Below are 21,780 nucleotides of genomic sequence, written 5' to 3' on the forward strand. Positions count from 1 at the left end.
TAAAGAAATTACCCTACATATTGAACCAAGATTCTTAAGTATCGCTGTAGGGATAACCTTGCCGCAAGAGGAGTGAGCTCTACGTTACCTCTCAGAGATACAACTCCCTCAAGAAGCTTTCCCATCGTCAACATCACTCTAATCGGGATAAACATATTGGTTTTTATCTACCAACTAACTCTGGCAAAACACGCCCTACTCCAGTTGGTGCAGGCCTTCGGGGTAGTTCCTCAACACTATCTCTCCGCCTTACGAGGTATCTCTACAGAGTTCTTCCTGGATATAGGTTCCATCCATCTTCTTTTGCCCCTTGTTTCCTCCATGTTTCTGCATGGCGGATGGCTCCACATCCTGGGCAATATGCTCTACCTGTGGATCTTCGGCGACAACGTGGAGGATAGCATGGGCCATTTCCGCTACCTCCTCTTCTATCTTCTGAGCGGCACGATTGCGGGTCTGGCCCATATCCTCACCAACCCAACCTCGACCGTCCCCACCATCGGGGCCAGCGGAGCCATTGCTGGAGTGCTGGGAGCCTATTTTATCCTCTTTCCCAGAGCCCGGGTTATCACTCTGGTCCCCTTTGGTTTTTTTCTGCACATAATACAGCTGCCGGCCCTCATTTTTCTGGGTTTTTGGTTCGTTCTTCAATTCCTTTATGGTGCCTTTGCTCTGACTGCTGTGGGCCGGGCTGCTGGGGGAATAGCCTGGTGGGCCCATATCGGGGGATTTGTGGCTGGGATGGTTCTTATCTTTCTGTTTCAGAAAAAGAGAAGGCGTCCCCGCTACCAAAATACTTTTAGGCCCTGGTAAAAAGAACCGGTAAGGGCGTCCGGAAAACTTCTTATAAGGTAAAGTTTCCAGGTCTTTATCAGGTCTTTATCAGGTCTTTATCAGGTCTTTATTTAGTGAGAGTTCAATCCTGGCCGCTACCCTTGACAAAAGGATCCTCTGAAGTATATTGTTAGTAGATAATAATTCCTAATACAAATTAGAGAAGTGACTGGACTGGTTATGAGTAGCACAAATGACAAGAGTGACTTCAAAGGAATCGCCCATGCGCCGCGGCACACCACGTCGCCTGAAAATTGTGTTATTTTCAAGGGAAAATATAGAAACACTCCTCAACGACAGACCATATTGAAAACTCTAAGGGGCCTGACTACACACCCCTCCGCCGCGGAAATCTACCTTATACTCAAGGAGCAATTCCCCGCTCTGAGCTTCGGCACGGTATATCGCAATCTCAGAATTCTCACCGACCAGGGAAAGATCCTGGAACTTAAGATGGCCACCAGATCCAGCCGGTTCGATGGTAACGTGGAGCAGCATTATCACATTCTGTGTGAAAAATGTGGCAGAATAGCAGATCTGCAAGCTCCGAGTCTCAAAGACATAGAGAAAAGATTCCAAAATTATACTGATTACTCCGTGATGGGGTACAAGGTGGAACTTATGGGCATTTGTCCCCAGTGTCAGGAAAAGAGATCCAGCAAGAAAATCCTGGTCTAGTGAGAGGTTACTTCTGGCCCCGGGATCAGACTAAAATCCCTGCATCCTGGTAAGCTAGATCGCTATAAGTCAAAGAGGGAGGAAAAGATGGCTATATTTGTGTGCAAAGAGTGTGGCAACGCCAAAGAGGGAAGGTGCAAGCCTCGGAAGTGCTCCGAATGTGGTGCCGTGGACTCCTTTGAGAAGAAACAGTAGAAACCGGGTTGACCCGGTTTATTTTTGGATACAACAACACCTATAACCCTGCCTGAAGTTTAACCGCATGCACCCCGGACTTTAGGCCTGTAGAGCATCAGCAAGAGTAACCATGTCTAAGAGGGTGCCCGGCGTATTTCCTTGTAGCGGCTTCTACTTTCCTGCAAAATTGAAACATCAGCACGCAGTTGATATTCTAATAAACCGAATACAGCACCTGCCCCTGACAGGAGTCAGCACAAAAGTCGGCGGGCTCTACGAACCTGTTTCCGATACTATCAGGATCAGGATGTTGGGACAGGAATACACGGTAGGGAAAAATGGCGCCTTTCTGAAGGGAGAAGAGGCACCAGAGACTGAAACCATAATTCTCTTGTGGTATCTCCTCACTCAAGGAACTACTCCCTGGGCAGGTTCCTGGAAAACCTACCTCGAGCTGGAGGGGGCTTACGCTCACGAGAGCTATTTCAGGCAAAGTAGCGAGGCTCGCCTGGCTCATGGTGTGGAAGGGATCCTGGCCAAGAAAGAAGTCGTCCTCTCCTCTCTAGACGGGATTGAAGCAGAGAAAGTAGGTGGATGCGGCCTGGCTATCCGGTTTCAGGTCCTTCCTCGAATTTACATCCTCTGCCAGTTTTATCTGCAGGACGAGGAGTTTCCTGCCCAGACGAAAATCCTCTTCTCGGACAATGCCAATGATCTTCTATCCACTGAATGTCTGAGAGAACTGGGCATCCTCCTGGCTAAAAAGATCCTCAATTGCCTCCAGTTATGATACAATTTGTACGATTGCAAGTGGGGCAGATACCCGAGTGGGCTTATCTGTGCAGTTCCTGGATTCTGCCGGGATATTGTGAAACTGAACCAGGGACATGGACGTCTAATGTCCTATCTGAGAGATCTGCTTGCAGGACAAGCACTACTGTTTATTTTCAGAATAACCAAGAGAGGGAGTAGAACATGAAATTGAAATTGATCGCTCCGGCCTGGAGGGAATCCAGAACCGGCAAGATAAAGCGTTTTTCCTTCTTCCCTCCTCTCAGCCTGGGTATCCTGGCTTCCTTAACCCCTGATGACGTGGAGATCTCCCTTACCGATGAGAACCTGCAAGAGATCGATTTCCAGGAAAAAGTGGACCTGGTGGCCATAACTACCATGACTGCGACCGCCCCCCGATCCTACGAGATCGCCGAAAAGTTCCGTGCTAATGGGGCCAGGGTTGTCCTGGGTGGAATTCATCCCAGTGCGGTTCCGGAAGAGGCAGTTAACTATGCTGATGCCGTATGCATCGGAGAGGCAGAGGACTACTGGCCCGAACTCATTGAAGACTTTAAGGGGGGACAATTAAAGAAGTTCTATCGAGCTGGCGAGAGAAAGAAATTCCTGACCATCCCCCGGCCCAAAAGAAGCCTGTTTCCACCTAAAGGCTATCTCACCTCCATTACTATGCAGACTACCAGAGGGTGTCCCTTTGCCTGTGATTTCTGCTCTGTGACCACCTTTTTTGGTCGGACCTACCGCTTCTGCCCCATCCCGGGCATCATTTCTGAGTTGAGAGATCTCAAAGCCAAACTGGTTGCTTTCGTGGATGATAATATCGGGGGCAACTTCAAAAGAGCCAAGGAGCTCTTCAGTGAGCTCATCCCCCTCAAGCTAAAATGGTACAGCCAGGCTTCCATTAATATCTCCCAAGATGACGAACTTCTGGAGTTGGCTCGAAAAAGCGGCTGCATCGGATTGTTCATCGGATTGGAATCTCTGTCTACCCAAAATTTAGAGGCTGTGGGCAAAAAGGTAAATGTAGTTGAGAAGTTTGAGCAGGCCATTGAGAAGATTCACTACTACGGCCTGGCCATACAAGGTGCTTTTATCTTTGGGCTGGACGAAGATGATAAGTCGGTCTTTAAGCAGACGGTGGAGTTCGCCAAGAAAATGAAGCTGGAGGCGGTTCAGTTTGGTATCCTCACTCCGTTTCCAGGCACTCCCCTCTATGCTCAGATGGAAAAAGAGGGCCGCATCTTTGACCGGAACTGGGCCCATTATGACATCGGCCATGTGGTCTTTGAGCCCAAGCACATGAGTCCAGCAACTCTAAGACAGGGCTTCGAATGGGCCTGGACTGAGTTCTATAGGGTTCGCTCCATCCTGCAACGCCTTGGTCCCCTCCGCAGAAATTTAGAGTTCCTGTTAGCTCTCAACTTTGCATACCGCAGGGGTGTAAGGCACTTTTCTCACATGCCGGTTTGAAAAACCCGGATCATCAAGTATTCTTATCTCATGAACTCCATTCTGCAATCTGACTTTGCCGATTCTTGGTGATCCGAACTCCAAACCTTTAGTTCCCCGTTTAGTAGACCGATCTCCACCACTGTGCTAAGCTTCAAATTGGGCTCGTTCCTTAAGTTTTTGATTGGTTTGTTAGTAGTACATGCGCATATTACTTTCTTATGCCGATGATCCGCTACTAATGTGGGTGGGTTTGACTAATTGTTCTCTCTAATGTAGCTACGTCCTATCTCGTTGACGACCCGGACGTTCTCCCGATCATAGATATCCCCGGAGAACTCAGCATATTCCCGTTCCATCAACTCTATAATGGTCGGATTGCTCTCCACTACCCAAATCGAATCCGGCCGGTAGCTGAGGGCCTGAAGAAGGTTCAGACCCCCTCTCGGTTCGATGATGAGAACACGGGGACGCTCTTTCAACCTATAAACAACTGATGTAACCATATGCCGGGTAAACTCGGCTGATCTCTCATCCTCAAATCTGGTTATGGGGCTGAGATCATCTCCATCTATAGTTATGCCCATCTGTTTCGGAGGCAGGTCATGATAGGCCAGACTCAGACCCGGAGCTGACTTGATGGCATCACTGTCGATGACGTCCACTTTGGAGAAGGGATTCCACCGAGAATAAACCATCCGGCTGTCAGGGTATCGGGAGATAACGCTAAGGCTCTTGTAGGGAGACATTCTTATTTGGAGAAAATCCGGTGGTCGTAAGAGAAAGAATAGTAAGAGCAGAGCTGAGCCTACGATAAGGACTCTTAAGGGGAAGGGTGGGAGAGTGCTCCAGAACCCTTTTGGGAAAAACTTTCCTGCTTTTTCAGAGCCCTCATGGCCCCCCATCTTTTCAGGGTTCCGAAAGCTGTCCCAAAAATCCTTCCAGCTTCTATCCGGCGCAGGACCTCTGGTCCGAGCCAGGGTCAAAAGAAAAGAAGCGGCCAATCCCAGTAGGGCAGATATCACTATCACTCCCGCACCCCCCAGCCAGGGAATGAGGAGAATCACAGAAAGAGATCCCACGGATGAGCCGCTGAGGCTGTAAAAATAGATGCGACTTACTTTATCCGGATAAGCAGATATGGTAGCTCCGCTTATCAGGCCGGAAAAAAGAAAAGGTACCAGCAGAGAGAGATAGTAGATCACCAGGAAGACTACCTGCCTCCTATCCCAGGCTATCTGATAGGAATCGAAGGGGGTGTAGTTAACCAGAACATATCCCCCCAGACAGCCTAGAGAAAAAAGAAAGGCCAGGTAAGAAAGCCTTTTGGGGGTTAAGTCTCTGACCAAAGATTCGAACAAGGAAAGGATCGTCCCACTCACTCCAAAGCCCAGCAGGGCGATACTCACCACCATAAAGGCAAAATGATGCCCCTGGGCCAGAGAAAAGACCCTGGTTAAGACGATCTGAAAACTGAGGGTGGCCACGGAGACAAGAAAAATGGCCAGATAGAGAAGAGTCATATGGGTATTATGAGGTCAGTCTTTTTTCGCTATGAGTTTCCAAAAAATTAACGATATGGTGAGAGAATGTTCTGAAATCCTCCACCCTTTTTAGATTCTCATATAGCTTCTCGGCTTCAAACTCATCTGGCAAATATTATTTCTTCGGACCTGCCTTTATCCTCTCAAATAGGAGCCTGTCGTATTCATCCAGGTATGGCTTGATGTCCAGGTATCTTAAAAGGACTCCTTCCTCATATTCTATTCTTTCTGCCTCATCTCTGGAGAATAGCAGCCTTCCTGTAGTTATAACTTTATGCTCAAGCTCCACTCCGGCTACATTCAAGATGACTAGATCGATCTTGTCGGTGCCCAAAGATATTACCAGTTCTTTTGCCAATTCCTCTTCCTTCTGCAAACACAATCTCCGGTCGCCATCCTTCAGGTACACCGCTATGTCAATATCGCTTAGAGGATACGCCAGTCTAGTAGCCTGGGAGCCAAAAAGATAAGCAAGGCGAACGTCTGTATCACCTTCGAGAATACATGCTATTTTGTCTACAGAACTTTTTCTGTTATCTATCATAGCTCATGGACCTCCTTGGAGGTACTGTATCGCTACCTTGGCAAGGTTTTCTTCCATAGAGATTAGTTTGTCACGCCTTTCTGAAATCTTGACTCATTCTTTTCTAGGACTGGATGGTCTACAGTTAGTATTGTACTTTAAGCTAGAAGTGCCCAGCAACCCTCCGGCCAGCATAAAATTTTTGAGCGCGGGCGTTGAATCCTCTTTATGATGTATAAAGTCGCCATGGTTTCTACATCCTGTACAAAATTGTACAGAATACGGAAACTACATCACGGAGAGCCCCGTTCTCTTTAGCTAAAACCTGTCCTGTCTCCTCCTTCCCCACCTGCTATAATGCTTACAGAAAGGGAGGACAAATGCCAGAGCTCCCTGAAGTAGAGACAATTGTCCAAGGCCTAAAAGAGAAAATCGCGGGACAGAGAATCTCTCGGGTTACTCTGAATCTACCCAAGATCGTCCGTAGTGATCTGAAAGAATTTCTCAGCTCTCTTCCGGGGCAGGTTATCGAAAGAGTATGGCGTCGGGGGAAATTCATCATTATCGATCTCTCTCGAGACCACAGTCTAATAGTCCATCTAGGGATGACCGGGCAACTCACCTATGTTTCCTCCGCTGCCCCTCTTCTAAAGTATACTCATCTCACCCTCCAGCTGGAGAATAACGACCTGCACCAGCTCCGCTACCGAGCTCTTCGCCAGTTCGGATACATCCGTCTGGTGGACTCGGGTCAACTGAAAGGTGTGGAAAGCCTGGCAAAATTGGGACCCGAACCTTTTGAGCTTACTCTTGAGCAGTTCATTCACTTGATTGGGGCACACCGCGGTAGGATCAAGCCTCTGCTCCTGGATCAGGGCGTAATAGCCGGCATCGGGAACATTTACGCTGATGAGATCCTCTACCGGGCCCAGATCCATCCCAGGCGGCCCGCTGATTCCCTCACTCCCCTGCACTTAAAGAAAATATATCACGCTATGCGAGAGGTTCTGGTAGCGGCGATAGAAAAGAGGGGCTCGAGTGTTCAAGACTATGTCACGTCTGACGGAGAAGCTGGGGAGTACCAGCGCCTGCACCAGGTCTATCATCGCCAGGGCCAACCCTGTTTTCGCTGTGGCGCTCTCATAGCCAGGGAGAAGCTCGGAGGAAGGAGCACTCACTATTGCCCCCGGTGCCAGAGGTATATAGTATATACTATGAAAGGAGCGAGGATCTAAAAAGTGAAAATAGCCATGATCTCTACGCCTTTCGAGAGCACCCCGCCCCTGAAATATGGCGGCACAGAAAGGATAGTGAGCCTTTTAACGGAAGGTCTGGCTGAGAGGGGTCATGAGGTAACCCTTTCGCTACCGGGGATTCCAAAACCAGGGCCAGGCTGGTTTACTTCTTTGAAACAGCTCAAAGACAAATGTACACTGCAGACGACGTAATCTATCACCTGGGCATGGCTTTCTCTCAGGTTGAGGGCTTCGACCTCGTCCACAACCACGATTCCTTCTGCGGCATCCCCTTCTGCGGTCTTTCTCCTGTTCCCAGCCTTACCACCATCCACAATTCCATGACCTTGAGCCCAGGAGAAAATTTATGCTGCGGGAGATTTGAGAATTCGCCTCTTTAAGGCCTATCCCTCTAACAACTATGTGGCTATCAGCGAAAACCAAAGGAAAGCTGTTCCGGCAGGAAGAGTGTACCGGGCATATAATGCCATCGCTTACCAAGATTTCCCCTTCTCCCCGAATAAGGAAGATTTCTTTCTCTGGATCGGCAAGATATGGCCAGGCAAGGGTCTCCATTCCGCCATTGAAGTAGCCAGACGTGCGGATCTGAAGCTGAAAATTGCCGGGCGCCCTCATCCCAGCCACCTGGAGTACTTCCAAAACTTAATGGAGAGGGTGGATGGGCAAAGATCCAATACCTGGGCGAGGTGTCTGATGAAGAGAGGCTCGATTTATACAAAAGAGCCAGAGCTCTGCTCTTTCCTATCCAGTGGGACGAACCTTTTGGCCTGGTCATGGTAGAAGCCATGGCCTGTGGCACACCTGTTCTTGCCTTCGGTAGAGGATCCGTGCCGGAGATAATTGATGATGGGCGGACCGGTTTTGTGGTATCCGAAGTGGAGGAAATGGTGGAGGCCGTGAAGAAGGTAGACTCCCTTGATCCCCGTGTATGTCGCAAGTGGGTGAAGGAGCACTTTAGTGCTGAAGTGATGATCAAGGCCTATGAGGAGGTTTATCAGGATATTATGAATAGAGAAAAGAGGTGAAACCCTCCTGGCACAAGTGGTCCAAAGGAGCGTGAAATTTCTAGAATCTTGCTGGCATGATCAAAAGAATTAGACACGTAGGCCTGGAGAGCTGGAGAGGAACTAGTAAATAGTAGGCGGCTTTCCGGTACAGATCGCCGACTTGGGATTCTCTTTCTCGATTCAATGAAGGAGGTAAGATACTATGACTACCACTGACACTACTATTACTTATCTAGGACACTCTCTCTTTGTTATAACTTCTAGCGGGGGCTTAAGAATAGCCACCGATCCTTACGACAATATGGTAAGATCGCAGCTTCCCGCCGTGGAGGCGGACGTAGTTCTGGTGAGCCATGGCCATGGTGATCACTCCAACCTGGACATAGTGAGGGGCAATCCGGTAGTGGTAAAGGGGGAGGGCAGACACGAGATTTCAGGCCTCATGGTGCAGGGAATTGCCGGCTACCATGATACTTCGCGGGGCGCCCAAAGGGGCCGGATCATCATTTTTAAGTGGACTTTAGATGAGATTATCTTCGCTCACCTGGGGGACCTGGGGCAGGTAATTGACCAAAAACAAAGAGATTTCCTGAAGGATGTGGATATATTGTTCCTCCCGGTAGGGGGCACCTTTACCGTGGATACCCGAAGTGCCAGCCAGATCGTCAACCTTCTGAACCCTCCCGTGGTTATCCCCATGCATTTTAAGGAACCTGACTCTCTCCTCCCCATCGCGGGAGTAGAGGAATTTCTAAAGCTTTACCCTGGCTGCAAGGAGGCAGGGCGTACCATAACGGTGAACAAGGAAATGATTCCCTCTCAGACCGAAGTATGGGTTATGCGTTCGATGTCCTGAACAGGGGGCAGGAAGCGGCACACTCTGATAGTTCTACCACTTCCACGCCCAGGCATTTACCCTTTTCGGAATCATCCTCGCAGGGCTCAAAATAGTAACATACCTTGCAGGTTCTTGCCTTCACCCGCATCGCCTCCATGATCAACTGTATTCCAAGACTGTTTCCTTCCCCGGACAACTGGGGAACACTCAACTATAAGCCGGAATCTCCGGAAGTTCCTCCAGTGCTTTTTTGACTTTCTCCTCCGGATACTCGTAGTCTACTAACTCTCCAGCCAGATAAGCATCGTATGCCGCCAGGTCGAAATTACCATGGCCGCTGAGACCGAAAAGAATTGTTTTCTCTTCTCCGGCCTCCCTACACTTGAGAGCTTCATCCACAGCACACTTGAGAGCATGGGCTGACTCAGGAGCTGGCACTATCCCCTCTGTCCTGGCAAAAAGCACCGCGCTCTCAAACACAGGATTCTGATGATAGGCCACAGCTTCCACCAGCTTTTCCTCATAGAGAAGACATAGGGCAGGCGAATCACCGTGGTATCTAAGTCCGCCTGCGTGGATTCCGGCCGGGACGAAACTATGTCCCAGAGTATACATTTTGGCAATGGGCCCTATCCTGGCAGAATCTCCATAATCGTAGGCATAGATCCCCCTGGTCAAGGTGGGACAGGCCGTTGGCTCCACCGCAATCATCCGCACATTGCGGCCTTTCATCTTATCCAGCATAAAGGGGAAACAAAGACCGGAGAAGTTGCTTCCACCTCCACAGCAACCAATGATCAGATCCGGATAATCACCCGCCTTCTCCAGTTGCTTTTTGGCCTCCAATCCCACGACTGTCTGATGGAGAATGACATGGTTGAGCACGCTGCCCAGAGAATAGTGGGTGTCCTCGTGGGTGGCAGCATCCTCTACCGCCTCACTGATAGCAATCCCCAGGCTCCCCAGGGAACCAGGCTCTTCAGAAAGGATCGTTCGGCCCACCTGAGTCTTTTGGGAAGGACTGGGAATTACCTCCGCACCCCAGAGGTTCATAAGAGATTTCCGGTAGGGTTTTTGCTCATAGCTTATCCTCACCATATATACGGTGCATTCCAGACCAAAGAGATTACAGGCAAAAGCCAGGGCACTGCCCCATTGGCCTGCTCCTGTCTCTGTGGTCAGTCTCTTAATACCTTCTGCTTTGTTGTAATAGGCCTGAGCCACGGCTGTATTGGGCTTATGGCTACCAGGTCCGCTGACGCCTTCGTATTTATAGTAGATCTTGGCTGGGGTGTCCAGAGCCTTCTCCAACTGACGGGCTCGGAAGAGAGGCGTGGGACGCCACAACTTATAGATTTCCCTAACCTCCTCTGGAATGGGGATCCACCTCTCCATACTCACTTCCTGCATAATCAGGCCCATAGGAAAGAGGACAGAAAGATCATCGGGCCCCATGGGCTTCCTGGTCTGGGGATTCAGGGGCGGATCAGGAAGTCTGGGTAGATCAGGGTTGATATTATACCAGCTCTCTGGCAGCTCCTCCTCTGAGAGAAGAATCTTGTAGCTCTCCATGTCCTCTCCTTTACTGTTGGGGAAACCAGGGCGGCCTGCCCTCAAGAAATAGGCAAACCTTTTGCCTATTTTATACCGACGATGGAGGAGAGGCAACAGGCAGGCGAATCCCCTTTCGAGTACATTTTTAAATGAGGCAGGTGGTTTTTACACAAGAAACATAAGAAGTTCCATCATGAATCGGGCCACGCCAATACACTATCAAACATCGCACTGACCGCAACCACCAGCATAGGTGGCCGAGACCCTGACCAGAGCTTCTTCCACCACTTCATTATCCTTATCCGTTTTCCCGTTCATACCTTTGTAGAGAACTTGCACCTCCCGGCTACCGTCCCGATATACCGTGATGCCCTTGCACCTCAGGTGATAGGCCAGAAGATAGGCGTTCTTTACATCCTCGACAGTAGCCTGGTGGTGGAAATTAATGGTCTTGGAAACAGCGTTATCGGTATGTCTCTGAAAGGCTGCTTGAATCCTGACATGCCAGTGGGGAACAATGTCATGGGCAGTAACAAAGATCTTCTGAATATGCTCAGGTACTTCCTCTATCCCCCGCACGGTACCCCTCCTGGCAATCTTTCTCATCAGCTCTTTACTGTAAAACCCCTCATCCAGGGCTATTTTCTCAAAGAAGGGATTTACCTCCAGAAGCTCAGTGCCGTCCAGGACATTGCGAACGTAACAGATGGCAAAAAGGGGCTCGATGCCACTGGAAGCACCGGCTATGATACTGATAGTTCCGGTGGGAGCAATGGTAGTGGTGGTGGCATTGCGCACCCTCAGGCCCCCGGGCACGTCGTAAACGCTGCCCTTGAAGTTAGGGAAAACGCCCCGCTCCTCGGCTATCTCCGCCGAGACTTTCTTGGACTCGGAGTTGATGAATCCCATGACCTTCTCCGCCACTTCCATCGCCTCTTCAGAGTCATAGGGAACACCGAGTTGCACCAGCATATCCGCAAACCCCATCACTCCCAGTCCGATCTTCCTGTTGCCCTTGACCATCTTCTCGATCTGAGAAAGCGGAAATTTGCTCATGTCGATGACATTGTCCAGAAAGGGGACCGACCCCCGAACTATCTCTCTCAACTTTTCCCAATCTATCTCACCGTCATCTACCACCTTGACCAGGTTAATGGAACCCAGGTTACAGGCTTCGTAGGGCAGGAGGGGCTGCTCCCCGCAGGGATTGGTGCTCTCTATCTGGCCTAACTGGGGGGTGGGGTTGTCCTCATTCAGCCGATCCAGGAAGACAATGCCGGGATCTCCATTCTTCCAGGCCATGGTAGCGATGAGATTAAATACCTCCCTGGCCTTAAGCCTGTTTACCTCCTTATTGGTCCGTGGATTGATCAAGGGATAGGTATCATCTGTCTCTACGGCGTCCATGAACTCGTCGGTAACTCCCACAGAAATATTAAAGTTATTGAGAGCATCATTATTTCTTTTGCAGGTAATAAACTCCAGGATGTCCGGATGGTCCACCCGCAAAATGCCCATATTGGCTCCTCGCCGAAAGCCTCCCTGGTTGATAGCCTCGGTGGCCTCGTTGAAGACCTTCATAAAGGAGATGGGCCCACTGGAGAGGCCATGAGAGGTAGATACCACATCATTTTTGGGCCGGATGCGGGAGAAGGAGAAACCGGTGCCCCCGCCAGAGTTATGGGAGACAAAGCCATTAGCCAGGTAGGCATGCTTATGGGGAACAGTCAAGTCATATACCCTCCTCCTACCCTCATAACTTACATCAGTCACCTGGACAAAAAAGAAATCCTCGGTAACTAGATCGTAGAAAAAGTAAGGAGAGACATCTTCTCTTTCCAATACTGCTACTACTTTCTGGCGAGTGAGCTCTCGGGGATCGGAGACTCGATTGAGGATGCCGTCGTACAAAGGTTTGGCTTCCCGTCTTTCTTCTTTGGAAAGGTTGTTATACCAAACTCGTAAGCTAGAACGCTGGTTGGGAATCACCTCACCCCGCACGAATATCTTTGAAAGGCTAACTCTTTCCAGCCTTTCCTGCTTTTTTTGACTTAAGAAGCCAATCTTCTGCCGAAAAGTGGAAAGGCCGGACTTACTGCATATAGACACCTGGTAGCTATCTGTGGAAGGGTCGTAGCGCCGATGAGTAGGTATTCCCAGATAGAGCATCATGATCTGAAGTTCCTCAGCCAATCTTTGAGAACCAGTGGTAACAGTTATGTGGCCGCTCTTCCGCACGCAGCCATCGGCAGAAAAGAGCCCTCGCAGGAAGGCACAGGCTGTCTCCTCAGTCCCCTGAAAGATGATCTCAGGAATTGCTGCCTCTTTCGAGGAGACCTTGGTTATGCCCAAAAAGGAAAACCATTCCTTGATCTGGACGCTAAGGAGGGCTACCTCGAAGGTCCCCTTGTTTTCCTCGTAGCACACCGTGGGCTCCTTGCCGAAGATCGTCTGAGAAATTTCTTTGATTCTTTCCACCACATCTGTCGCATCTGCTGCTACGGTGAACCTTATACCATCCCTATGATTGGATCCATCACCTATGTACAGACCTATGAGTTCTGCCAAACAGGGGGTAAGCGTTGTAGGTATGCGGTACCGCCGAGGTTTGAAGCTGGTCTTATTTCCTCCCGGCCGGGGCGCAAAGGGAAATACGGGCAGGTATGTCCTGCCTCCCAGCCAGGGGCCGGGTTTAAGTACTAACCAATCTCCCTTTTCCAAATCCTTAATCTGGCGCCATCTGTATTGCCCCTCTTCGTCCACTACAAGAAACCGGTGTTCACCAGTGCCAGTGATACTGTAGCCCCGATTAGTGGTAACCCGAAAAACCGGCTGCTCGCCATTATCGTGAAGGCTCTCAGCCGTAAAAACTCCCTCGTCGGTCAGGATTCTGCAACCTTCATCTACCTCTCCCAACCGAAGAAGTCCTTTATCGGTCATAACCAAAGTCTCTGGAACAAGGCATTTGTGGATTAGAGCCGCGTGTTTAACTACTTCAAAGATGCTCTCAATGGAGTCATCAATGGGCAACACGAAGCAGGCGGAGAGCTGCTGCAGCTCCCTTCCGGCATTCATCAAAGTGGGTGAATTAGGCATAAACTCCAGGTTGCGCATCAGCCGGTAGAACTCCCGTTCCGTCTTTTTGGTATCGGCCTGGGGGTTATAAAGGAGGTCAGCCTGGGCAATGTTATGGGCCACCCGCCGAAACATATCTTCCGCAGTTTCCATAACCTCGCTCTTCTCGTTCTTCTTGAGATACCTTCGCTCCAGGACGGCTATGGCGTTAGGCGAAAGCTTGAGGTCGGCCTCACGGATTTTCCTTCTTTCCTCCCGATAGAGAATGTAGGCTTTGGCCGCATCGGCAAGATTCTTCTCTATCAGAGCCTTCTCCACCAGATCCTGAACTTCTTCTACGGTCGGAATGGGCCGGATATTCCAATTTTCCTCCAGCCTGTCCACTACCTTGTCCGTCAACTCCTGAGCCAGAATCCAGTCTCCGTGCTCTACAGCAAGAAAGGTCTTATGAATGGCATTGGTGATCTTATCCCTATTGAAAGCCACCACCCGACCATCCCTTTTACGAATCTGGAAAATCCTCTGTAACTCAGCCACTTTGCTCTCCTTTCGTGGATCTGTTCTGATCCGCCACCTTATCCTATCCCGCATGGTCCCTGCAGGATGTGTTTCAATGTGGTTTCAATATATTGTATGCTTTTTATATAATAACACCCTATATATAGAAAAGTCAAGAACTTTTTACGGGAGATTGGCCAGTTCTCGACGAGACAGTTTCTTCGCCCAGGGAAAGCTATCTCCTCACCCCATTAAATTTTCTTCGGGCGGGATAGCCAGGAGAAATCCCAATTTTTTGTAGAAAAGGGTACAGAATACGAGTAGAATAGAATTTGATGGTGCTTTTATTTACATTTACACGATTCGGGGGGAGATTAACCATGAGTAACCACTTAACCGAAGAACTGCGTGCCTTCGAAGAAGATCACCTGTGGGTCAGCGACCATCTTGAGTTGCTGCTTAGCCAGTATGCCGACCAGTGGATCGCGGTCAAGGGAGGTCAGGTCCTTGCCAGCGCTCCAGACCTGATGGCGTTAAAAGAAAAGTTGGTAGATCCAGCCCGCACCTGCATCGAGTTCGTGACCCGTGAACCCTTGGAGATGATCCTGTGATCATAGGCGGTCGTTTCATCGGGGATGCACCATATTTTGTCGCTCATCTCCGATCGCCCCAGTTTCAAGGGCTGGTCTGGCTGCTGGCGGATACCGGAGCGTCTCGGACCACGCTACTTGACCGAGACGTGAGGTTGCTCGGTATTCCTACCCAGGCCTTGGAACCAGCCTTGCTTCCCCTTATTGGCATCGGGGGCAGCGTCCGGTCGTTCGTGCTACGTAACGTAGAGCTAACCTTTGCATCTGATGAAGGGGATGTGGTACTGCAGCAAGACCTCTGGGTAGTCCAGCACGATCTGGATCGGCTGCCCCCGGAAGAGGTTTCACGCATTCTGAGACTTCCCTCGGTTATGGGACGAGACTTGATTAACCGTTTCCATTTTGTCTGTGACTATCAGGCTGGAACTGTGAATCTGGAGCGCCGATGAGGGGCTGGCTTTGGCTAACAAGTGGTTTATGCTTCGGCCTAAAGCTACATTCACCTACGTCGGACTTCGCCAAAGTGTGGTTCGCTGCTCGTGAAATGGCTAGATTCGTTTTCTCTTTGCCTAACAGCGGGAATAGCGTCTGGGCAGAAGTCAGGAAAATGGCGGGTAACCTAAGGAAGGGCAAATGGAAAGAACACTAAGGGGCAAACTCGAGAAAATCTTGAATGCTTACTTTAGGGAAATCCATAAGATTTACGTAGAGGGCAATTTCAGAGAGGAGAGCTTCTACCCTTCCTTAAAATCTCTGATTGAAGAATGTTCCAAACTTCTCCTGCTGGAAGGGCAGGCCGGGGCTCTGGTTCTACCTAGAAGGACAGCAGTAGGAATACCTGATTTTCTTATCAAAAGAGATGGAGATATCGTAGGCTATATTGAAGCAAAAACGCCCGATGCAAGTCTCCAAGAAGAAGAGAATTCAGAGCAACTCCAGAGATACCGTCAGTCGCTGCCAAACCTTATTCTGACCAATTTCTTGGAGTTCAGGTTATATAGAAACAGTAATCTTATAGATAGGGTGGCGGTGGGCCGCCAGTTTACTCTACAGAGTTTGAAGTACCCTCCCCCTTGTGAGAAGTTAGATGCATTCCTTGAGCTTCTTGAAGAATTCTTCTCTTTTTCCACACCCGAAATAAGGACCTCCTCCGACCTTTCCGTCGAGCTTGCAAGGAGAACCCGATTCCTTGAGCACATCTTACAGGAAGAGCTCTTAGCTGAAAATGAAGCAGTAACAAAGTTCTACAGAGCCTTCAAAAACGAGCTTATGGAAAGTTTGACAGAGGAAAAGTTCGCTGACCTGTACGCCCAGACCATCACCTACGGGCTTTTTGCAGCCAGAATGAGGACTCAAAATGGGTTCAACAAGAACCTGGCCTGGAAATCTATCCCGGAGAGCATACCTCTGCTTAGGGAAATCTTCTACTCTTTCACCGGACCTGACTTCCCTGAATCGTTATCCTGGATTGTGGATGATATCACTCAGGTGCTGGAAAAGGCGGACATTTCATTAGTCCTTGATGAGTTCAAAGCGACTCGATGGGAGAAGGACCCGGTAATCCACTTCTACGAAACTTTTCTCGCTACTTACAACCCTGAGGAAAGACAGAGGCTCGGAGTTTACTATACCCCGCTACCGGTCGTTTCCTATATCGTGCGCTCAATACATAGCCTACTAAAAGATAAGTTTGGGAAGGCTGAGGGTCTTGCCACCAGAGACGTGACCCTCCTTGACCCGGCGGCTGGCACTTTGACTTTTGTAGTTCAGGCAATCAAACAAGTGCAGAGAGAATTAGAAGAGAGAAAGCAGAGTGGGCTCATAACATCTTACATAGAGGAGCACATCCTGCCCCATTTTCACGCCTTTGAGCTTCTTGTGGCCCCATATACAGTTGGGCATTTTAAGGTCTCCTTGATTTTAGAAGAAATGGGCTATCGGTTTAAGAAGGGCGAACGATTCCAGTTCTACCTTACAAATACTTTAGAGATAAAAGAACCCATGCAGCAAAGTTTGCTCATCGGACTTGTCAGAGAAGGTCAGGAGGCCAGGAGAATAAAAGAAGAGGTCCCTATTTTGGTTGTTCTTGGCAATCCTCCCTATTCAGTGAGCTCGGAAAACAAATCGGTTTTCATTGAGGGAGGAAAGGTCCCTAAGCTAAGAGACCCACACGGGAAGGTTTTGAAGTATGAACACGTTCCTGGCCTGATGGATTTGTACAAAGAAGATGTGAGAAGTGAGCGAAATATCCAGCCTCTCTCCGATGATTACATAAAGTTCATTCGCTTTGCCCACTGGAAAATAGACCAGGCGGGAAAAGGCATCTTGGGCTTTATCACCAACAACTCCTATCTTTCGGGCATAATCCATCGTGGGATGAGAAAAAAGCTCCTTGAGAGCTTTGACGAGATTTACATTCTAAACCTGCATGGTTCCTCAAGGACTGGTGAAAAGGCTCCCGAAGGTAGTAAGGACGAAAATGTTTTTGACATTCAGCAAGGGGTTGCCATCGCTCTTTATGTGAAGCTTGAAGACACCCAGGACAGAAAAAAGGTCTATTACGCTGACCTGTGGGGAGTGCGAAGCGAAAAGTATGGATACCTCTTGGAAAATGATGTAGAAACTACCAAATGGCAAGAGCTTGAACCTGTTACGCCTCACTACTTCTTTGTCCCTAAGGATTTTGCTTTGCAATCCGAGTATGAAAGATTCTGGAAGGTGACGGAGATTTTTAAGGAGTGGTCGAGTGGGGTAAAGACCCACCGAGACCATTTTGTTGTAGGGTTCACAAAAGAGGAGATAGTCCAGAGACTCAGAGTATTTACTGGGAATTTGCCCGACGAGTTGGTCAAGGAAGGTCTTAGACTCCAAGATACAAGGGATTGGGACCTGAGGGAAGCAAGAGAGAAAGCGAGAAAAGAAGATTTGAGAGTGGGAATTTATCCTTATGCTTACAGAGCTTTAGATAATAGGATTATCTACTATAAGGTATATCTGATTGATAGAGGGTGCGATAGATGGGACTTGATGAAAAACCTCTTGTCTAAGAACATAGCTATAGCAACGAGCCGAAAATATCCGGAGACGAAGAACTTTGGAGCTTTGATTGGGAACACTGTGGGCGATATCCATTATGTTGCAGACCAGACCTACTTCTTCCCTCTGTATCTCTACACAAATGAACCTGAAGGGCGCTTGTTTGGTGAGAGAGCACCTGAAGAAGAATATATGCCCAACTTTAAGGATGAGTTTTCGCAGGCTATAAGAGAATCTCTGGGAACAGACCCAACCCCAGAGGAGATTTTCTATTACATCTATGCTGTCCTTTATTCTCCGACCTACCGAAGGCGCTACGAGGAATTCCTCAAGATAGACTTTCCCAGAGTTCCCTTGCCAATGGATTATGAGGTCTTCAAGGCTCTAAGCAATCTCGGCAAGGAACTGGTTGACCTCCATCTACTAGACCATCCGGTTCTCGATGAAGCCCAGATTGGCTTTCCTGAAAGCGGCTCCAATAGAGTAGAAAAGGTTTACTATGATGAGAAAACTGAAAGAGTCTATATTAACAAAGACCAGTATTTTGAAGGTATCTCAAAGAGGGTATGGGAATATCCAATCGGAGCCTATCACCCAATGGAAAAATATTTAAAAGACAGAAAAGGCCGAAGATTGTCTCTTGATGAGATTACTCACTATATGACGGCAGAGAAGGCAATTAGTCTCACGATTGAGTTACAAAAGCGGGTCGATAATGTCTATCCAAAAATTGACGAAGCTACCCTCCTTGCCAAAAGCGAAGACGCCGCAGCAGGAGCACATGAGGACACTTTTGAGCTTCAGACTTAACCGCACCAAAAGGATGCTTTTGGCCGTGCGGGATGGCAAGGAGCCTCGCTTTTGGGGTGGACTACGCTTGCTGATAGTTAGGTGCCATAGGTACAAGAAATCCAAGGGAGGTGTTTTGTCTTGACTCTGTACAGGCTGGAAGGAGACCGGTTAGTTCCTTTTCAGCAGGAGGACTTTCCAGAGTACGAGGATACTCTAGAGACTTGGATTAAGCAAAACTCGACTGTTGTTTTAGATGGAGAAACGCTCCTTATCATTGGAAGGCAACAGGTAACTGCTTTTGGGAAGAACCTGGATCTCTTGGGAGTGGATAGCGATGGGAATACCATCATCGTGGAGCTAAAGAAGGGTAGAGCGCCAAGGGAGGTTCTTGCTCAACCCCTTGAGTATACAGCTTGGGTTCAGACTTTGAGCTATGAGGATCTCGATCGGATAGCTCTGCAATATTTCGAGAAGAGAAACTGCCCCTACAAATCTCTCATGCATGCTTACAGGGAAGTTTTTCTATCTCCCGCTGAAGTCGAAGGGGAGGAGGAGCTGGAAACTAGATTCAACCAGAGACAAAGGATGTTCATCATTGCTCAGAAGATAGGTCCCGAAGTGGAAGCAGTAGCAAGATTTCTAAGAAAGGCAGGAGTAGATATCTATTGTATGGAGTTTGCCTACTATGTTGACCAGTCAGGACAGAAGCTGTTAGACACCGAGATCATGGTAGGCAGGGAGGAAGTTGAAACTCCCCCCTACCCACCTAAACCTAATCCTTTCCGAGAGCCCTTAGAAAGAATCGAAGTGCTTGTAAGGGAGAGATTAGAAGAAGATTTTAATACCATAAAGGCGAGCAAGCCCAAAAAGGATTGGGGGAAGTGGTTCTACTTTCCCAAGACTCCCTACGAAGGAAAGGACTTCAACCTCTATTTCCGTAAGAATAATACTATTCGGGTAAGCTTAGCTATCAATATCCCCATCAATGGTGAAGAGATATGCGACTTTTTCCAGCAAAGAGCGAAGGAAATAGAACACAAGCTAGGTTCAGGAGTTAAGCTGGGCAAGACAGGTGAGAAGACCTTCTCCATTTATGAAGATATTTCTTGGAGTGGAAATCTAGATGATGTTGAAGGGCTGATCGAACCGATCGCAGAACGGGTTGCGACATATATCTCGTTCCTCTACCCAATGGCTCGAGAATATGATGAGAAGGACAGAAAGGGTTGAGCGGTTGACTTCCTTTTAAGGGTGCATAAAGAACGGCATCCGATTAGCAGATCCAATCTTGTTTTTACTGAAAAGTGCGGAAGTCGAAAGACTTTCCCTGAGACCTTCCTAATGCAGGATCGACCACACCCCGGAAATCAGAGAGGTGATTATGGTGGTAGGAAGAAAATGTTTAAATTGCCAGCATTTTGTACCCTATGCCGACAATCCCCAAAACGGCCTCTGTTTTGTAGCGGATTTTTCTGGAGAGACAGTTTCCTCGGGTGAGTGTCCCTTTTTTGAGGCCAGACCACCAGCGCATCAGTAGATTTCGGCAACTAGCTGGTTTGATGACCTCTGATCATGTTTTCTAGCCTGTCTCTGATCTCGGCCACCTCTTTAATCACATTGGGATCTACATCGGCAGGAGACCTGTCTTCCAGGTCGGATTGGAGGATCAGGGGACTGTAAGAAATGAAACCGAGAATCTCCCTCTGGGGGACCTGGGAAAGTATAAACTTGCGGTCAGAGGGGCTGCGGATTTTGTTACCCACCACAAGTACCCTATTGATTCCCAGATCACCAGCCAGCTTCCTAATGCTTGCTGCTGTCTGAAGACTACGATGGCCAGGCTCTACTACTACAATCAGAGCATCCACCCCTGAAGCCGTTCCCCGGCCCAGATGCTCTATCCCCGCCTCCATATCCACGATGACCACCTCATCTCGCTCCAGCAGAAGATGGCGCAACAAGCTTTTGAGAAGAACATTTTCAGGACAGAAACATCCTGTGCCTCCCCCCCTTGATAGTTCCCGCTATTAAGAGTTTCACGCCCCTATGCTCCACACAGTACTTATCCGGGATATCGTCAACCCTGGGATTAAGGACGAAAAGGGATCCTATACTGCCTGGTTTGACTCCTGTCCTCTCCTCTACCAACTCTTTCGTCTCCGCCAAAGGGGTAAGAGATTCCGTCATTTGCCGGGGAAAGCCCAGAGCAGAGGCCAGATTAGCGTCAGGATCGGCGTCCACAGCCAGGACCTTGCGTCCCTCATTAGCATAGACCCAAGCCAGCACCCCGGCCAGGGTAGTTTTTCCCGTGCCCCCTTTGCCCGATATGGCAAGTTTCATGCTCATTTCTCTCAACTCATAGCCAGTTCGGCCTCAATCATCTCCTTGAATTTCTCAAAAGGCTGGTTGCCCGAGATGTAGGTTCCGTTGATAAAAAAAACGGGCGTTCCCTTGACCCCAGCTTTAAGACCATCCGCTTTGTCCTGAAGGACTTTTTCCTCGAGCTGGGGGGAATCCAGGTCTTTGTCGAACCTCTCCATATCCAGACCTAACTCTTGGGCATATTTCCTGAGATCGTTAACAGTAAGCTTCTCCTGATTCTGATACAGTTTATCGTGCATCTCCCAGAACTTACCCTGACTTCCGGCCGCTTCTGCCGCCACTGCGGCCTTAAGGGCATAGGGATGTATCTTGGTCAAGGGGAAGTGGCGATAGATGAGTCTCACCCGATCTCCGTAGATCTCCAACACCCGATCCAGGGTGGGCTGAACCTTAGCACAAAAGGAACACTGGAAGTCGCTAAATTCGATAATGACAACTTTGGCTTGCTCGGCTCCTTTGGACCACCCTTTATTTACATCCAGAGGATCAGAGGATAAGTCCTTACTGGCAGTGGGAGTTGGCTCCTTCGGGCCGCCTCCGCAGCCAAAGAGAAAAAGAGTGCCCCCCATGGTAAGCATAGTTATCAAAACTATAGCAGCCCACACTTGGGGGAGGTAAGGGCCAAACTTGTTTTTCTGCCTCTCCATGATGTCCCTTTCTTCTAGCTACTGAGCTTCCATTGGATGCGATTCTATTCTACATCTGAATTCCGCAATGAAAACATAGCAAGTGCTTCCTCATATCTATTCTCTCAT

The 21,780-nt window shown here is 48.9% G+C and carries 21 protein-coding genes; 13 read left to right on the forward strand and 8 right to left on the reverse strand.

Annotation, left to right across the window (positions count from 1 at the left end; genetic code table 11):
* The first annotated feature begins 72 nt into the window (after positions 1 to 72).
* The 5 genes from HW443_RS03395 to HW443_RS03415 all read left to right on the forward strand — a co-directional run bounded on the left by HW443_RS03395 (position 73) and on the right by HW443_RS03415 (position 3,951).
* The gene (locus HW443_RS03395) at positions 73 to 813 is read left to right on the forward strand and encodes a rhomboid family intramembrane serine protease (protein WP_176231731.1); all 741 of its coding nucleotides are present in this window, start codon (positions 73 to 75) and stop codon (positions 811 to 813) included.
* Positions 814 to 1,140: 327 nt separating this feature from the next.
* Positions 1,141 to 1,512 carry a Fur family transcriptional regulator gene (locus HW443_RS03400; protein ID WP_176231730.1) on the forward strand — a complete coding sequence of 124 codons (372 nt, stop codon included), beginning with the start codon at positions 1,141 to 1,143 and terminating at the stop codon, positions 1,510 to 1,512.
* Between the two features lie 87 nt (positions 1,513 to 1,599).
* Positions 1,600 to 1,707 carry an RCKP-type rubredoxin-like domain-containing protein gene (locus HW443_RS13855; RefSeq protein WP_176231729.1) on the forward strand — a complete coding sequence of 36 codons (108 nt, stop codon included), beginning with the start codon at positions 1,600 to 1,602 and terminating at the stop codon, positions 1,705 to 1,707.
* A gap of 112 nt (positions 1,708 to 1,819) precedes the next feature.
* A complete protein-coding gene (locus HW443_RS03410) occupies positions 1,820 to 2,479 on the forward strand; it encodes a DUF3786 domain-containing protein (protein WP_176235805.1) in 660 nt (219 codons plus the stop codon).
* A 185-nt stretch (positions 2,480 to 2,664) separates the two neighbouring features.
* Entirely contained in the window at positions 2,665 to 3,951 is a 1,287-nt protein-coding gene (locus HW443_RS03415) for a B12-binding domain-containing radical SAM protein (protein ID WP_176235806.1), read from the forward strand.
* Between the two features lie 236 nt (positions 3,952 to 4,187).
* Here HW443_RS03415 and HW443_RS03420 read toward each other — a convergent pair whose 3' ends face one another.
* Positions 4,188 to 5,453, reverse strand: coding sequence for a spermidine synthase family protein (locus HW443_RS03420; protein ID WP_176231776.1), 1,266 nt, complete (start codon positions 5,451 to 5,453; stop codon positions 4,188 to 4,190).
* Positions 5,454 to 5,589: 136 nt separating this feature from the next.
* Positions 5,590 to 6,018 (reverse strand): type VII toxin-antitoxin system MntA family adenylyltransferase antitoxin, encoded by a 429-nt coding sequence (gene mntA / locus HW443_RS03425; protein WP_176231777.1) that lies wholly within the window; start codon positions 6,016 to 6,018, stop codon positions 5,590 to 5,592.
* 359 nt (positions 6,019 to 6,377) lie between these two features.
* On the opposite strand from mntA, the gene mutM reads away from it, so the two are divergent.
* Positions 6,378 to 7,232 carry a bifunctional DNA-formamidopyrimidine glycosylase/DNA-(apurinic or apyrimidinic site) lyase gene (gene mutM / locus HW443_RS03430; protein WP_176237903.1) on the forward strand — a complete coding sequence of 285 codons (855 nt, stop codon included), beginning with the start codon at positions 6,378 to 6,380 and terminating at the stop codon, positions 7,230 to 7,232.
* Between the two features lie 110 nt (positions 7,233 to 7,342).
* On the opposite strand, the gene HW443_RS12980 is transcribed toward mutM, so the two are convergent.
* Positions 7,343 to 7,567, reverse strand: a complete 225-nt coding sequence (locus HW443_RS12980) for a hypothetical protein (RefSeq protein WP_176231779.1) — start codon at positions 7,565 to 7,567, stop codon at positions 7,343 to 7,345.
* 46 nt (positions 7,568 to 7,613) lie between these two features.
* Here HW443_RS12980 and HW443_RS03440 point away from each other — a divergent pair, with 46 nt between their 5' ends.
* The 3 genes from HW443_RS03440 to HW443_RS03450 all read left to right on the forward strand — a co-directional run bounded on the left by HW443_RS03440 (position 7,614) and on the right by HW443_RS03450 (position 9,116).
* Positions 7,614 to 8,033, forward strand: coding sequence for a glycosyltransferase family protein (locus tag HW443_RS03440; protein ID WP_176231775.1), 420 nt, complete (start codon positions 7,614 to 7,616; stop codon positions 8,031 to 8,033).
* On the forward strand, positions 7,940 to 8,278 hold the full coding sequence (locus tag HW443_RS03445; protein ID WP_176231780.1) for a glycosyltransferase: 339 nt from the start codon (positions 7,940 to 7,942) through the stop codon (positions 8,276 to 8,278). Before HW443_RS03440 ends, HW443_RS03445 begins: the two co-directional genes overlap by 94 nt.
* A gap of 184 nt (positions 8,279 to 8,462) precedes the next feature.
* A complete protein-coding gene (locus HW443_RS03450; RefSeq protein ID WP_176235807.1) occupies positions 8,463 to 9,116 on the forward strand; it encodes an MBL fold metallo-hydrolase in 654 nt (217 codons plus the stop codon).
* Positions 9,117 to 9,305: 189 nt separating this feature from the next.
* Here HW443_RS03450 and HW443_RS03455 read toward each other — a convergent pair whose 3' ends face one another.
* Together HW443_RS03455 and HW443_RS13280 are read right to left on the reverse strand one after the other, a co-directional pair.
* The gene (locus HW443_RS03455) at positions 9,306 to 10,670 is read right to left on the reverse strand and encodes a TrpB-like pyridoxal phosphate-dependent enzyme (protein ID WP_176237905.1); all 1,365 of its coding nucleotides are present in this window, start codon (positions 10,668 to 10,670) and stop codon (positions 9,306 to 9,308) included.
* A 201-nt stretch (positions 10,671 to 10,871) separates the two neighbouring features.
* Positions 10,872 to 14,264, reverse strand: a complete 3,393-nt coding sequence (locus HW443_RS13280) for an adenosylcobalamin-dependent ribonucleoside-diphosphate reductase (protein WP_258190448.1) — start codon at positions 14,262 to 14,264, stop codon at positions 10,872 to 10,874.
* A 341-nt stretch (positions 14,265 to 14,605) separates the two neighbouring features.
* Between HW443_RS13280 and HW443_RS03475 the strand changes: the two genes are divergently transcribed.
* From HW443_RS03475 to HW443_RS03490, 4 genes are all read left to right on the forward strand, one after another.
* On the forward strand, positions 14,606 to 14,836 hold the full coding sequence (locus HW443_RS03475; protein ID WP_176231308.1) for a DUF5678 domain-containing protein: 231 nt from the start codon (positions 14,606 to 14,608) through the stop codon (positions 14,834 to 14,836).
* Complete coding sequence (locus HW443_RS03480; protein WP_176231310.1) at positions 14,833 to 15,264, forward strand: pepsin/retropepsin-like aspartic protease family protein; 432 nt, start codon at positions 14,833 to 14,835, stop codon at positions 15,262 to 15,264. Before HW443_RS03475 ends, HW443_RS03480 begins: the two co-directional genes overlap by 4 nt.
* A gap of 184 nt (positions 15,265 to 15,448) precedes the next feature.
* The gene (locus HW443_RS03485) at positions 15,449 to 18,661 is read left to right on the forward strand and encodes a type ISP restriction/modification enzyme (protein WP_258189849.1); all 3,213 of its coding nucleotides are present in this window, start codon (positions 15,449 to 15,451) and stop codon (positions 18,659 to 18,661) included.
* A gap of 120 nt (positions 18,662 to 18,781) precedes the next feature.
* Positions 18,782 to 19,873, forward strand: coding sequence for a PDDEXK family nuclease (locus tag HW443_RS03490; protein ID WP_176231311.1), 1,092 nt, complete (start codon positions 18,782 to 18,784; stop codon positions 19,871 to 19,873).
* Positions 19,874 to 20,190: 317 nt separating this feature from the next.
* Here HW443_RS03490 and HW443_RS13600 read toward each other — a convergent pair whose 3' ends face one another.
* Genes HW443_RS13600 through HW443_RS03500 form a run of 3 tightly spaced genes read right to left on the reverse strand, consistent with a single transcriptional unit; the run spans position 20,191 to position 21,672 of the window.
* Positions 20,191 to 20,604, reverse strand: a complete 414-nt coding sequence (locus HW443_RS13600; RefSeq protein ID WP_308751048.1) for an ATP-binding protein — start codon at positions 20,602 to 20,604, stop codon at positions 20,191 to 20,193.
* Positions 20,605 to 20,623: 19 nt separating this feature from the next.
* A complete protein-coding gene (locus tag HW443_RS13605) occupies positions 20,624 to 20,983 on the reverse strand; it encodes a nucleotide-binding protein (protein WP_308751049.1) in 360 nt (119 codons plus the stop codon).
* A gap of 11 nt (positions 20,984 to 20,994) precedes the next feature.
* On the reverse strand, positions 20,995 to 21,672 hold the full coding sequence (locus HW443_RS03500) for a DsbA family protein (protein WP_176226591.1): 678 nt from the start codon (positions 21,670 to 21,672) through the stop codon (positions 20,995 to 20,997).
* Positions 21,673 to 21,780: the final 108 nt, after the last annotated feature.

Origin of the sequence: Candidatus Hakubella thermalkaliphila (assembly GCF_013281975.1) — a bacterium.
In the GTDB taxonomy this organism is placed as follows: Bacteria; Actinomycetota; Humimicrobiia; order Hakubellales; family Hakubellaceae; genus Hakubella; species Hakubella thermalkaliphila.